The organism is Streptomyces sp. JW3 (genome assembly GCF_052216785.1).
GTDB lineage: Bacteria > Actinomycetota > Actinomycetes > Streptomycetales > Streptomycetaceae > Streptomyces.
On the sequence record NZ_JBQOUX010000087.1, the window covers coordinates 1 to 13157 of the forward strand.

Genomic DNA, 13157 nt, shown 5'->3' on the forward strand with positions numbered 1-13157 from the left:
CCGCCGCCATCCGCATACCTCATGACGAGGATGTAGCACCGCCAACGCCCGCTGTCACCCCAACCTTTCAACCTCAGGTACAAGTCAGTGCATCGACGCATCGGCGAAGAGGGTCACGACAGGAACGCTGAGCGGGACATACAGGCAGCATCGGCCGAGTTGGCCGAGATCGCCGGCTGGGCACTGTTCAACGCGGGGAACTTCAAGGCGTCAAGGCGCTTCAATCAAGAGGCACTGTTCTTGGCGAGGCTGTGCGGAGACAAATCGATCGAACTGATCACCTTGCAGAACCGAGCGATGTTGTCCGGCTGGTCAGGTCGCCCCCGCGAGGAGTTGGCCATCGCTGCATCCGTACTCGAAGCCAGACGTCTCACGCCCCGAGTCGAAGCGATCTTCAGAGCCAGAGAAGCGCAGGGACTTGCCGGATCAGGGTACGCGTCGGAATCGTCCAGGGCCTTCGAGCGGGCGCGCTCTCTGCTGACGGAGAGTACACCCGATAACACTCCGCACTGGGCGTGGTGGATCACGGAGAGAGAAATCGATCGTCAACAGGGGCGTGCTTTGCAGGAGTACGGTGAGGTTCGCAAAGCGATCCCTGTTCTTGAGAACGCTATGGAAGATACTCCTGTTGCTCAGGTCGGCTATCGGAACGTGGCCGCCGTGCGCCTCCTGGATTGCCTGTTGCGGGAACGATCGTGGAGCGCGGCGGAAAAGGAAGCCTTGAGGGTACTTTCGGCGGTCGGCGAGATGTCTTCCCTTGTGAGCTTGAATATTTTGTCATCCGTTGTGCGCAAACACGCGGAACTGCCTGAAGTGCCCATGGGTGTCCGCGACGCACTGCAGGGCATCTCCAAGGCGTTGGACGAAGATTTCTACGAACTTTAGAGTTTTTCGTCGGCCGTCGAGCCGGTGGGACAGCTCCGGCGGAACCCGGCATCGATGTCGGCCAGCTGGGCGGCGAGGATGTCCTCGAACGCGGCGCGACGGTCCGCGCCCAGCGGGCGGACGTCGCGGGCGAAGTGCCGCCATGGACGGATACCGCCCCGAGGGCGACTGGAAGCAGCGCATCACGGCCCTGGCCCTGCGCGCCCGAGAGGCATTCGGCCGCCAGCCCCAACTCGCCGCGGTCTGGGGGCGCTACGCGTCGAGCGGCACCGGTTCCCGGCTGGTCATGGAAGAGGTACTGCGGGCCCTGCGGGCATCGGGACTGCCCGACGAGGAGATCCCGGCGCGCTACCACCGGATCGCAGTCCTCATCGCCGCCCTGATCGCCTCCGAGGCCGGAGTCAGCACCATCACTCCCGAGGAGCACGAACAAGGCATGGAACTGTTCCGTGTCGCGGTACTGGGCGCCGACCCCGAACACTTCCCCGCCCTGGCCTGCGGCTCGTACGGGAGACTGCGAGATCTTCGGCCTGGGGGCACGCTATTTAGTCGTCATTCAGTTGTTGCCGAGGGCGACCGCCGTGCTCAGCCCCGCGCCGCCTTTGGGTGCTGCCCCACCCAGCCTGCCCACGCCGAGGTGATCATGTCGTGGACGTCGTGCTTGGCCCGCCAGCCCAGTTCGGTGGCGGCGCGGTCGGCCGACGCGACGACACTGGCCGGGTCGCCGGGGCGGCGCGGGGCGACCGTCGGGGGAAGGTCGTAGCCGGTGACCGCGTTGATGCGGTCGATCATCTCGCGCACCGAGACGCCCTCGCCACGGCCGATGTTCAGGGTGAGGTCGCGGCCGGGGGACGCCTGGAGCGCGCGGGCCGCGGCCACATGGGCCTCCGCCACGTCCACCACGTGGATGTAGTCCCGTACGCAGGTGCCGTCCGGGGTGGCGTAGTCGTCGCCGAAGATGCGCGGGGGCGCGTGCTCCGTCAGCTTCTCGAAGACCATCGGGACGAGGTTGTGCACGCCGGTGTCCGCCAGTTCCGGCGCGCGGGCGCCCGCGACGTTGAAATAGCGCAGGGACGCCGTCGACAGCCCCGTCGCGTGCCCCGTCGCCCGGACCAGCCACTCGCCCGCGAGCTTGGTCTCGCCGTACGGCGACATCGGGACGCAGGGCGTCTCCTCCGTGACCAGGTCCACGTCCGGCATCCCGTACACCGCCGCCGAGGACGAGAAGACGAAGGACGGGACCGTCGCCTCCGTCACCGCCGCCAGCAGGACGCGCAGGCCCTCGACGTTCTCCCGGTAGTAGTGCAGCGGCAGGTCGACCGACTCGCCCACCTGCTTCTTCGCCGCCAGGTGGACCACGCCGGTGACGTCGTGGTCGGCGAGGGTCCGGCGGACCCGGTCGGCGTCCAGGACCGAGCCCTCGACCAGGGGTACGCCGGCGGGCAGCCGGGCGGCGATACCGGTGGACAGGTCGTCGTACACCACGGTCCGCTCGCCCGCCTCGGTCATCGCCCGTACGACGTGCGCTCCGATGTAGCCGGCGCCGCCGGTGATCAGCCAGGTCATGGTGGCCGTCCCCTCGTCAGTTGCCCTGAGTGGCAGTGGTCGACCCACAGTGAATCAGGCGCCGGAGCCTTCCGTGCACCACTGTCGCCACTCCTCGCACTCCGGGCGCCACCCTCAGCGCCAGTGCGCCGGAGCGCGTGGCGTACGGGCGGACGAGCACGATGCCGTGCCGGGCGCTGGGCAGTGCGCGGCGGCGTACTCGTCCGGTGTCGGTGCGGGCGTGCGCGGTGACCTCGCGGCTCGTGCCGTCCCGGAAGCGGACGCGGAGGCGGAGGTCCCAGGTGCCGGCGCCGAGCGCGGCGGCGCCGGGACCGGTGAGGTCGACGGTCGCCTCGGCTGCCCATACCCGGCCGTCGGCTGACGATCCGGTGGACGACCCGGTGGACGGTTCGGCGGACGGTTCGGCGGACGGCTCGGTGGACGGTTCGGTTGACCCGAAGGCCAGGGTCCGGCGACCGCTCCTGCGGCCGTCCTCCCGGCGCTGCCACTCCGCGTCGACGGCCACCGGACCGGCCTCCGCCACCCGGCCGTACAGCTCGTGCAGCCGCAGCCGTACCCGCGTGGGCGGGTGCAGTTCCGCGTCCACCGTCAAGGGGAGCAGCCGCGCCGGGCGGGTCAGCAAGGGTTCCACGGTGACCTGAGGGAGGTCCGGTGACCAGACTGGCGTGCGGCCGTCCGGCGCCGTGGCGTACGGCGGGAGCAGCCGGGCCGGGCGGGACGCCAGTTCCCGCAGGCGGGGCAGGTCGCGCGGCTCGGGGGAGGCGAGGATCACCCGGCCGATCAGCCGGCCCGGCGCGGCCGGCGAGCGGGTCCAGTCGGCGGCGTCGTACTCCGCGAGGTACGCCCGCGTGTGCGCCCACCACGCACGCCGGTAGCGCACGTCCCGCACCTCCAGCTCACGGACGTACATCCGCAGCTCGTGGTCGAGGAACTTGGCGCGGGCTGCCCGCGCCAGCCCCTTCTGCCCGGCGGCGAGCAGGATCTCGTACGCCGTCCGGCACGCGTGCGTGCGGGCCCGCCAGTTGTCCACGCAGGCGCGGTCCAGCGAGATCGACAGGCGTTCGGCGGACCGGCGTACGTGCCAGACGTAGACCGGGTCGGGGATGAGCGTGAGGCGGGAGCCCGCGGCCAGGACGCGCGCGGTGAAGACGAAGTCCTCGTACGGGAAGCGGCCGTCGGGGAAGCGGATGCCGTGGTCGCGCAGGAAGGCGGTGCGGTAGAGCTTGTTGACGCACAAGGTGTCGTGGACCAGGCGGGGGCGCCGGGCGGGGTGCGCGACCACGGTGCGCGCCGCGTACAGCGGCGCCTGCCACGGTGTCTCGCGCCCCGAGGGCAGCTCCCGGCGCACGCACAGTCCGCTCGCCACCTCCGCGCGCTCCCCGACAGCCGCCGTCAGCAGCGCGTCCACCGCGCCCGGCGGAAGGACGTCGTCGCTGTCCAGGAACATCACGTACGGCGCGGTCACCGCGGCCAGGCCGGTGTTGCGTGGGGTGCCGCAGCCGCCGCTGTTGGCCGTCAGGCGGATCACCCGCAGCCGGGGTTCCGTCGCGGCCAGCCGGCCGAGGAGTTCCGTGCTGCCGTCGGTCGAGCAGTCGTCCACCGCGACGACCTCGCGGACGGCGGCGCCCTGCGCCAGCGCGGAGCGCACGGCGTCGGTCACATGGGCCGCGTCCTGGTACCCGATGACGACGACGCCGACCTGGGCGTGGGCGGCGGCAACGGCACGTCTCATGGCGAGTGATCGTAAGACGCGCGAGTGCCTTATGGGTGCTTCACCCGCCTATTGGAGGCTAAAGCGCCCTACATCGCGTTCGTCGCCGCGTCCAGGGCGGCCGTGAGGCGGTCCAGGCGGGCCCGCAGGTCCTGGGCCTCGTCCAGGTCGAAGCCGGTCGCGGCGACGATCCGGCGGGGCACCTCCTGGGCCCGCTCGCGCAGCGCCAGGCCCTGTTCGCTCGGACGCACCCGAACCGACCGCTCGTCGTGGGCGCTGCGCTCGCGCCGCACCAGGCCGGCCGTCTCCAGCCGCTTGAGCAGCGGCGACAGGGTGCCCGAGTCGAGCCGCAGGTGCTCGCCCAAACGCTTGACCGGCAGCTCGCCGCGCTCCCACAGCACCAGCATCACCAGGTACTGCGGGTAGGTGAGCCCGAGGTCCTTGAGGAGCACCCGGTAGAGACCGCCGAAGGCGCGCGAGGCGGCGTTCAGCGAGAAGCAGATCTGCTGGTCGAGGCGGAGCCAGTCGGCTGGGGCTGCGGGCGTGGTCATACGTCCAGCATACGTCGGCGACCGCTATTCAGTTGCGCACAATTGAATTGTGTGATCGACTTGTAGTCGTCAGGACGCTCCTCCTTCCCCCCACCCCAAGAATCCAAGGACGGTTTTCCATGGACCCGCTCTACACCGCCGTAGTCACCGCCACCCACGGCCGTGAGGGCCGCGCCGTCTCCTCCGACGGCAAGCTGGACCTCGCGCTCGGCACCCCCGACGGGCTGGGCGGCGACGGCCGGGGCACCAACCCCGAGCAGCTCTTCGCCGCCGGGTACGCCGCCTGCTTCGGCAGCGCCCTCGGTGCCGTGGGCCGCGCCGCCAAGGTCGACGTCAGCGACGCCGCGGTGACCGCCGAGGTCGGCATCGGCAAGGAGGGCGAGGGCTTCGCGCTCGCCGTCACCCTCCGCGTCGAGCTGCCCGACACCGTCGATGAGGAGACCGGCCGCAAGCTGGTCGAGCAGGCCCACCAGGTCTGCCCGTACTCCAACGCCACCCGCGGCAACATCCCGGTCGAGCTGGTCATCGAGTAGTCACCGGACCGCCGCCGCCGACCCGCGCCAGCACCTCCCCCGTCCGTTCGCTCCACGCCACCACCACCGCCTCCTCGGGCACCGGCTGCCAGCGGGTCAGCAGCAGCCAGCGCACCCGGTAGCGGCGGACGACCGTGGCGCGCTCGGCGCGGGTCGAGTCCGGGTCCAGGTAGCTCTTCACGTCCGCCTCGCGCCGCTTCCGCTCCCGTTCGTCCAGGGCGGGGTCCGGCCAGGCGGGCGCGGCGAGGTTCGGCCCGTACCCGGCGATCGCGTGGACGGCGTAGTACCCGTCGGTGATCACCACCTCGCCGGGACCGATGTGCCGCGCCGCCCAGGCGTACGCCGGCCAGTTCGGCGGCTGCGGGAAACCCGCCGGGACCAGCGCCCCCGCCTGGACGGTCAGGAAGCCGGCGGCGGCACCGGCCGCCGCCGTCCAGCCCAGGGCGCGGCGGGCCGGGCGCCACGGGCGGGGCGCCGCCAGCTCCACCGCGAGCGCGAACTGCAGCGGCACCAGGGTGAGCCCCAGGATGCGGCCGTAGGTGTAGTGGCCGCTGAACCAGCCGTACGCCACCACCAGGCAGTCCAGCGCGAACATCAGGACCAGCGGGTCCCGGGGCGAGCGGCGCCCGCGCAGCCACAGCGCCGGCAGCCCCACCGCGACGGCCAGCCAGAACTCCCCGGCGAGGTGCCGGTAGAGCGTGCGGTGCATCTCGTCCACGCTGTCGTCGCCGGCCAGCGCGAACACGTCGAAGTACGGCCACGCCCCGGCGGTCAGCAGCGCCGTCGCGCCGGTCAGCGCCCAGCGGGCGAGGACCGGGCCCGTCCAGCGCGGTTCCCACCCCGCGGCCAGGGCGATCGCGCCCAGCACCGCCGCCACCGACGTGATCGGGTGGATCAGCAGCACCAGCCCGTACAGCACGCCGAGCGCGGCGTACCCGGGCAGACCGCGCAGGCCGCCGGGACCGACGTAGCGCACCCGGCGCAGGTCCCGGGCGCGCGCGCCGGTCAGGGCCCAGGCCCAGAAGGTGAGGCCGATCGCGAAGGCCGACGGGTAGCCGAGGTTGCCGGTCATGGACATCAGCCCGAGGTAACCGCTCCACCAGGCGCGTTCGGTGCCCCACAGCAGCGTCATCGCCAGCAGGGCCAGCACCGGCGCCCAGGGCCGGGGGGTCAGCACCCGGACGAAGCGGTTGACGCCGGTCAGCAGTACCAGCAGGTTCAGCGGCCCGGCCAGCCGCACCACCTCCCAGCCGCCGAGCCCGGTCAGCCGGGCGAACCAGCCCTGCGCCAGCGCGTACGGGGAGTAGTAGGCGCTGCCCGCGCCGGGCAGGTCGGCCATCGGATGGCGGGGGTGGAGCAGGTCGGCCTTGAGGCGTTCGACGACCGCCGCGTGCTGGCCGGCGTCGCAGCACAGCGGCACCCGCCAGTACGCCAGCGTCATCACCAGCCAGAACAGGAAGCCGGCCGCCTGGTAGGGCGTGGGGCGCCAGGTGTGGCCGCCGCGCAGTGCCGTGGCGCCCTGCGCGGACCGCCGGACGAGGACTCCGGCGCGGACTCCGGCGCTCACCGGAGGAACGGGGTGGGGAGCGTCTGGGGCATTTGCCGTATGTTCCCGGTCGGGTCAACGGCATGACCCACCGTCACCGCATCGAGTGACGGTCAGCTGGTCGTACGGACCGCCCGGTCCGCGTGCCCCTGGGCCGGCAGCGGCACCCGGCCGCGCACCACCGGCTCCAGCAGCAGCGGCAGCCCCACCACCGGCAGCAGCCAGGCCAGCACGATCAGCCGGCCGCCCCAGATGTTGATGTCCGGGTGCCCGGCCTGGGTCAGGATGCCGGTGGCCGCCGCCGCGACCAGGAACGCGCCGAACGCGGGCCGGCGCAGGGCGCCGCACGCCCCGGCCGCCAGTGCCGCGACGAACAGCGGCTCCCGCAGCTGGCGCCGGGACCACTCGGTCCAGAAGTTGCCCTGCAACTGGAGGAACTCCGGCCACGGCCGCTGCCGGTCCGGCCGGGCGAAGTGGTGGGCCAGCAGATCCTGGAGGCTCTCCGACTCGGAGGGGTAGTGCAGGAGGCGGGCCAGGAGGACGGTGGCGAGGGCGGCGCCCAGCCCGATGCCGGCGAGCCGGAGCACCACCTCGGCCGAGTCTCGCTCTCCGCTCCGGCGCGCATTCCGGTCGCCGCCCCAGCGCGCGTCCTGGCTCTCGCCCCAGCGCGCGTCCTGGCTCTCACCCCGATTCTCACCCCGGTTCTCGCCCCGGTCCCCGCCCGGGTTCTCGCCCGGGTCCTCGCCCCGGCGCGCGCCCCGGCCCCCGCCACGGGACGCACCCCAGCTCTCACCCCAGCCCACGCCCCAGCCCCAGCCCTCGCCCCGGCGTGCGCGCCGGAGTGCGATCGCCGTGCCCGCTGCCGCCAGGCAGCCGCCGAGGAACAGCGCCTGCGAGTGCTTGACCGTGAACAGCAGCGCCAGCGACCCCGCGACCAGCCAGTACCCCCACCGCTGCGGCCGCTCGCGCAGCACCAGCGCGCACCCCCACACCACCGTCAGCGTCAGCGCCATCAGCAGCCCCTCGGTCATCGGCCGCATCGCGACCGTCCCGCACGGCAGCACGTAGTACAGCGCCTGGCCGGTCAGCGCGAGCGGGGCCGACACCGCGAGGGTGCGCAGGATCAGGAAGACGAGCACCCCGCCCGCCGCCGCGACCAGTACGCTCGCCGTCCACACCCCCCACGTCACCCCGAGCGCGGTCACGAACGGCACCAGGAACGCCGGATACCCCGGCCGCACCTCGAAGATCCGCATGAACCGCTCCGGCATGAACGGCACCGTGTGCCCGCCGGTCTGCCCGGCCCGCAGCCGCCGCTCCACGTTCCGCCACTCCCGCTCCCGGCAGCCGGCCGTCACCCGGGCGGTCGGGTCGGCCCGGTGGAAGTGGACCACGTGCACGCTCTGCGCCCGCTTGGCGCTGGACGCCCGGCTCGCGCAGTAGTGCTCGATGGCGCCGGCTGCCGCGCCCCGCTTGCCCTCGCCGGACAGGCTCAGCGCGTAGGAGAGGTAGTTCTTGGTGTCGGGGGTGTCCCGGCCGGTGACGTTGGCGAGCTGGAGGACGGCGAACAGGGCCGCGAGCAGCAGCATCCAGCTGCGCACCTTCGTACGCGGCGTCACGACGGCGTCAGCAGGTCGCGGCCGGACGCGGCGGCGCGGGCGCCCGGCACGGGCGCCGGCGCCGGCATCGTCTCGCCCAGCAGCAGTGTGCGCACCACCCGCTCCGCGGCCCGCCCGTCGTCGAACGCGCAGAACCGCGCCCGGAACGCCGCCCGCAGCCGCGCCGCCTCCGCGTCCCGCCAGGTCCCCGACGCGAGCAGCCAGGCCAGTTCCCGGTAGGAACGGGAGACGTGGCCCGGCGGCTCGGCGCTGATGTCGAAGTAGAGGCCGCGGCTCGCCGCGTAGGCGTCCAGGTCGTCGGCGTGGATCAGGATCGGCCGGTCCAGGACGGCGTAGTCGAACATCAGGGCGGAGTAGTCGGTGACCAGCAGGTCGGCGGCGAGCAGTACGTCCTCGACGTGCGGTTCGTCGGTGGCGTCGACCAGCACGCCCCGCCGGTGCAGGTCGGCCAGGCCCAGGCCGCGCGCCGGGCCGGTGGCGAGCGACGGGTGCAGCCGGACCACGAGGGTGTGGCCGGCGCCGAGGTCGGCGGCGAACCGGGCCAGGTCGATCCGGTCGACGTGGCCGCCGCGCCGGTAGTCGCGGCGGGTCGGCGCGTACAGCACGACCGTGTGCCCGGCCGGGATGCCGTTGCGCAGCCGGAACCCGGCCCCGGCCGCCCGGTCGGCGCGCGCCCGGACCAGCACGTCGTTGCGCGGGCTGCCGGTGCGGGCCGAGGCGAAGTGGCACGGGTAGGCCCGCTCCCAGACCAGCTCCGAGTGCAGGTTGGCGACCAGGCTGTGGTCCCAGCGGTCGGCGCGGCGCAGCATCTGCGGTACGTCGATCCCGTGCCGGGCGCCGGGCTTGCCGAGCAGGTCGGCGCCCAGGTACTTCAGCGGGGTGCCCTGGTGGGTGTGGATGTGCACGCTGCCGGGCCGCTTGCGCAGCGGGCCCGGCCAGTTGACGTTGTTGACGAAGAACGTGGCCCGTTCGGTCACCCGGCGGTACGCCGCGCTGCCGAGGATCACGTGCTCGGTGCCGGGCGGCAGCGACGGCACCAGCTCCTCGTCGCGCAGCACCCACACCCCGCGCAGCTGCGGGGCGATCCGGCGGGCCTCGTGGTAGACGGCGGCCGGGTCGCCGAGGACGCCCCGGTGGGAGAAGGCCGAGTACACGACGAGGTCCGGGTCGAGGGGGCGGCGGGTGCGGACCGCCGAGCCGGCCCGGTGCAGCCGGGCCGTCGCCGCCGTACGGACCCGCCCGGCGCGCCGCGCCAGCGCCCGCCCGGCCCGCGCGCCCTGGCTCCGCGCCGCGTACGCCGCGTAGCCGCCCTCCAGCACCCGCAGTTCCGCCGGCGTGCGCGCCCCCTCGGGCCGGTGGGCGCGGAACAGTTCGGCGGTGCGGCGGAAGAACTCGGCCCGGTCGGCCGGGGGCAGCCGGTCCGGCTTGGACAGGATGTCCAGGCAGTGCTCGCCCATCTTGGCGTGCAGGAACGGCCGCCAGCGGGCCAGCTCCGGACGGGCGTCGACGAACGCGAACACCCGCTCGTACTGGGCGTGCACGTCGAAGTGCTTGCGGCTGGTGGTGGACAGGATGTTGCCCTGGCGGCGCTGCCGGTAGTTCAGGCAGATCCGGTCCAGGGTCGCGATCCGCTCGGCGCTGAGCAGCACCGGGAAGGTCCACGGCGTGTCCTCGTAGTAGCCGGGCGGGAAGGCGAAGCCCTCCCGTTCGACGAAGGAGCGCCGGTAGACCTTGTTCCAGACCACCATCAGCAGGTCGAGGATCTCGGGGTGCTCGACGGCGGTGAACACGCCGGCACCCGCCTCCGCGAGCACGTGCGCGAGGACGTTGCGACGGGTGCCGCCCCACCAGTAGGTGCGGGCGTAGTCGAAGACCAGTACGTCCGGGTCGGCGGTCTCGGCCAGCCGGTCGGCCAGCGCGCGTAGCGCGCCCGGGGTGAGGGTGTCGTCGCTGTCGAGGAAGAGGAGGTAGTCGCCGGTGGCGTGCGGCAGACCGGCGTTGCGGGCCCGGCCGAGGCCGACGTTCTCGGTCAGGTGCAGCACCCGCACCCGCTCGTCGCGGGCGGCGTACCCGTCGAGGATCGCGCCGCAGCCGTCCGGCGAGCAGTCGTCCACGGCGATCACCTCGAGGTCCCGGTAGGACTGCTCCAGGACCGAGTCGAGGCACTCGCGCAGAAAGCCCTGCACCTTGAAGCAGGGGATGATGACGCTGAAGCGGGGCACTGCTCTCAACTCCTTACCAGGGCGGCGGGCGCGGCGGTGGTGGCGGCGGGCGCGGGGACCCGTTGGGCGAGCGGGGTCACGGGCGGCAGCGCCTCGGGCGGCTCGCCGAGCAGCACCCGGCGCACCACCCGCTCGGCGGCCCGGCCGTCGTCGAACTCGCAGAACCGCTCCCGGAAGGCGGCCCGCCGCGCCGCCGACTCCGCCCCCGCCCAGGTGCCGTCGCGAAAGACGCGGGCCAGTTCGTCCGGGGTGCGGGCCACCGGGCCGGGCGGCTCGGCCAGCAGATCGAAGTAGACGCCGCGGGTCTCCCGGTAGACCTCCCAGTCGTCGGCGTAGACCACGATCGGCCGGTCCAGGTTGGCGTAGTCGAACATGATCGACGAGTAGTCGGTGACCAGGGCGTCGGAGGCCAGGCAGACGTCCTCGGCGCTGCGGTGCGCGGTGACGTCGATGATCCGGCCGCCGCCGGCCCCGGCCGCGCCCCGGTCGTAGAAGTAGTGGGCGCGCAGCAGCACCACCACGTCCTCGCCGGCCGCCGCGCAGAACGCCGCGAGGTCCAGCCCCCCGGCGCCGAACCCGGTCTCCCAGTCCCGGTGGGTGGGGGCGTACAGCACGGCTGTCGCGCCCTCGGGTACGCCCAGTTCACGCCGGGCGCGCGCGATGTCGGCGGCGGTCGCCGCGTAGTAGACGTCGTTGCGCGGATAGCCGTACTCCAGCTGCTCGTACGAGCCCGGGAAGGCGCGCTCCCACATCTGGGTGGAGTGGCGGTTGGCGCAGAGGTTGTAGTCCCAGCGGTCGACCCGGCCGAGCAGCTTGGCGAAGCTGCCGGTGGCCGCGGCCACCACCGGGTACGTCGACTGGTCGACGCCCATCTTCTTCAGCGGGGTGCCGTGCTGGGTCTGGAGGTGGACGCTGCCGGGGCGCTTGACCACGCCCTCCGCGAAGTTGGCGTTGTTGATCAGGTACGTGGCGCGGGCCAGCACCTCCCAGGAGCGGGCGCTGCCGATCACCGCGTGGTCGACGCCGGGCGGCAGGGTGTGCTCCTGGCCGGCCTCGACCAGGAACACCGAGCGCAGGTGCGGGGCGAGTTCGCGGGCCTTGGCGTGGATCGCGGCCGGGTTGCAGGTGTAGCCGCGGCCCCAGTAGGCGCAGTACACGGCGAGGTTCGGATCGAGCGGGCGGCGCAGATGGAGGCGGTAGCGCAGGCGGGTGCGCAGTCCGCGGGGGTACGGGACCGCGCGCAGCGCACCCGCCAGCGCCCGGTTGGCGCCGCGCAGCGCGCGGAACGCCGTGTACGCCCCTCGGGCCAGCAGCCGGTGCTGCACGCCGAGGCTGCCGCCGGGGGTCCGGAAACCGGGCGGCCGGTGGGCGGCGTACAGCGCGCTCGCCCGGCGGAAGAAGGCCCGCCGGGGGGAGTGACGGGAGAGGGAGGGACGGGAGGAGAGTGTCCGTGGTCCGGACGGCAGCCGGCGTGGATGGGCGGCCGTTTTCAGGACCGCCGCGAAGAGCTGCTCGAACAGCGCCGCGCGCCGCGCCTCGGGCAGCTCCAGTTCGGCGGCCCGGGTCAGCACCCGGTCCGCCTGGTCGAGCAGTTCGGCGTGGTGCGCGCCGGGCCGGTTCAGCCGGCTGCCCTGGCGGCGCACCAGATGCCGTACGACGACTTCGCGCAGCACCGCCATCCGCTCGGCCTCTGCGGCGACCCGGCCGCCGAAGCCGACATCGGTGAAGTGCCCGTCGGGGAAGGTGATGCGGCGCTCGGTGAGGAAGGCCCGGCGGTAGGCCGCGCTCCACGCCGGGAGCTGGACGCCGGTCAGCCGGGGCGCCGCGGCGGGCGCGAAGGCGCCGTCCGGCGCGCTCGCGAGGAGCGGGGCGGCCGGGTTGGCCGGTTCGCCCTCCCACCAGGGGGTGCGCTCGTGCTCGAAGTAGAGCACGTCGACGTCATCGGTCCGGGCCAGCCGGGCGTCGAGCGCCGCGAGCGCGCCGGGCGCGAGGACGTCGTCGCCGTCGAGGAACAGCAGGTACGTGCCGGTCGCCGCGCGGGCCCCGGTGTTGCGCGCCGCGGCCAGGCCGTCCGCCGGCGGGGAGTGCACGGGCGCCACCCGGGAGTCCCGTCCGGCGCGGGCGGCGGCGACGTCCGCGGCGGAGCAGTCCGGCGTCCGGCACACCGGGATCAGCTCGAAGTCGCCGAAGGACTGGGCGAGGACCGAGTCCAGGGCCTGGGACAGCCGTCCCGCGACCCCGTGGGACGGGACGATGATGCTGAAGCGCGGCATGCTGCTCTCTCTGTCGTCGTGCGGTGGTGCGGGGTGATGCGGGTGGTGCGCGGGATGCGGGTGGTGCGGTGGTGCGGGGTGGTGCACGGGGTGCGGGTGGGGCGGTGGTGTGGGGTGGTGCGCGGGATGCGGGTGGGGCGGTGGCGCGGGTGGGGCGGTGGTGCGGGGTGGTGCACGGGGTGCGGGTGGGGCGGTGGTGCGGGGTGGTGCGCGGGATGCGGGTGGGGCGGTGGCGCGGTGGTGCGGTCCAG

Annotated in this window: 9 protein-coding genes and 1 pseudogene; 3 read left to right on the forward strand and 7 right to left on the reverse strand. The window is 73.5% G+C overall.

The window, feature by feature from the left end:
• The first annotated feature begins 159 nt into the window (after window positions 1-159).
• Entirely contained in the window at window positions 160-885 is a 726-nt protein-coding gene (locus tag ACTT8P_RS28345) for a hypothetical protein (RefSeq protein WP_442834604.1), read from the forward strand.
• Between the two features lie 136 nt (window positions 886-1021).
• A pseudogene (locus ACTT8P_RS28350) lies at window positions 1022-1423 on the forward strand (TetR/AcrR family transcriptional regulator C-terminal domain-containing protein); the annotation flags it as partial.
• 47 nt (window positions 1424-1470) lie between these two features.
• Here the strand turns inward: ACTT8P_RS28350 and galE are convergent.
• From galE to ACTT8P_RS28365, 3 genes are all read right to left on the reverse strand, one after another.
• The gene (gene galE / locus ACTT8P_RS28355) at window positions 1471-2451 is read right to left on the reverse strand and encodes a UDP-glucose 4-epimerase GalE (RefSeq protein WP_442834605.1); all 981 of its coding nucleotides are present in this window, start codon (window positions 2449-2451) and stop codon (window positions 1471-1473) included.
• 16 nt (window positions 2452-2467) lie between these two features.
• Window positions 2468-4183: a glycosyltransferase family 2 protein gene (locus tag ACTT8P_RS28360; protein ID WP_442834606.1), complete on the reverse strand. Its 1716-nt coding sequence runs from the start codon at window positions 4181-4183 to the stop codon at window positions 2468-2470.
• Between the two features lie 68 nt (window positions 4184-4251).
• Window positions 4252-4713, reverse strand: coding sequence for a MarR family winged helix-turn-helix transcriptional regulator (locus ACTT8P_RS28365; protein ID WP_442834607.1), 462 nt, complete (start codon window positions 4711-4713; stop codon window positions 4252-4254).
• 119 nt (window positions 4714-4832) lie between these two features.
• Between ACTT8P_RS28365 and ACTT8P_RS28370 the strand changes: the two genes are divergently transcribed.
• Window positions 4833-5246 carry an organic hydroperoxide resistance protein gene (locus ACTT8P_RS28370; RefSeq protein ID WP_442834608.1) on the forward strand — a complete coding sequence of 138 codons (414 nt, stop codon included), beginning with the start codon at window positions 4833-4835 and terminating at the stop codon, window positions 5244-5246.
• On the opposite strand, the gene ACTT8P_RS28375 is transcribed toward ACTT8P_RS28370, so the two are convergent.
• The 4 genes from ACTT8P_RS28375 to ACTT8P_RS28390 form a co-directional block, all read right to left on the reverse strand.
• Window positions 5236-6813, reverse strand: coding sequence for a hypothetical protein (locus tag ACTT8P_RS28375; protein WP_442834609.1), 1578 nt, complete (start codon window positions 6811-6813; stop codon window positions 5236-5238). The two genes, ACTT8P_RS28370 and ACTT8P_RS28375, sit on opposite strands and share 11 nt — an antisense overlap.
• A gap of 92 nt (window positions 6814-6905) precedes the next feature.
• Window positions 6906-8381: a hypothetical protein gene (locus tag ACTT8P_RS28380; protein WP_442834622.1), complete on the reverse strand. Its 1476-nt coding sequence runs from the start codon at window positions 8379-8381 to the stop codon at window positions 6906-6908.
• A gap of 26 nt (window positions 8382-8407) precedes the next feature.
• Window positions 8408-10633 (reverse strand): bifunctional glycosyltransferase/CDP-glycerol:glycerophosphate glycerophosphotransferase, encoded by a 2226-nt coding sequence (locus tag ACTT8P_RS28385; protein ID WP_442834610.1) that lies wholly within the window; start codon window positions 10631-10633, stop codon window positions 8408-8410.
• 5 nt (window positions 10634-10638) lie between these two features.
• Window positions 10639-12906 (reverse strand): CDP-glycerol glycerophosphotransferase family protein, encoded by a 2268-nt coding sequence (locus ACTT8P_RS28390; RefSeq protein ID WP_442834611.1) that lies wholly within the window; start codon window positions 12904-12906, stop codon window positions 10639-10641.
• Window positions 12907-13157 lie beyond the last annotated feature (251 nt).

Coding starts and splice junctions, on each gene's coding strand:
- galE (WP_442834605.1), bottom strand. CDS start 2,451: ATGACCTGGCTGATCACCGGCGGCGCCGGCTACATCGGAGCGCACGTC.
- ACTT8P_RS28360 (WP_442834606.1), bottom strand. CDS start 4,183: ATGAGACGTGCCGTTGCCGCCGCCCACGCCCAGGTCGGCGTCGTCGTC.
- ACTT8P_RS28365 (WP_442834607.1), bottom strand. CDS start 4,713: ATGACCACGCCCGCAGCCCCAGCCGACTGGCTCCGCCTCGACCAGCAG.
- ACTT8P_RS28370 (WP_442834608.1), top strand. CDS start 4,833: ATGGACCCGCTCTACACCGCCGTAGTCACCGCCACCCACGGCCGTGAG.
- ACTT8P_RS28380 (WP_442834622.1), bottom strand. CDS start 8,381: ATGCTGCTGCTCGCGGCCCTGTTCGCCGTCCTCCAGCTCGCCAACGTC.
- ACTT8P_RS28390 (WP_442834611.1), bottom strand. CDS start 12,906: ATGCCGCGCTTCAGCATCATCGTCCCGTCCCACGGGGTCGCGGGACGG.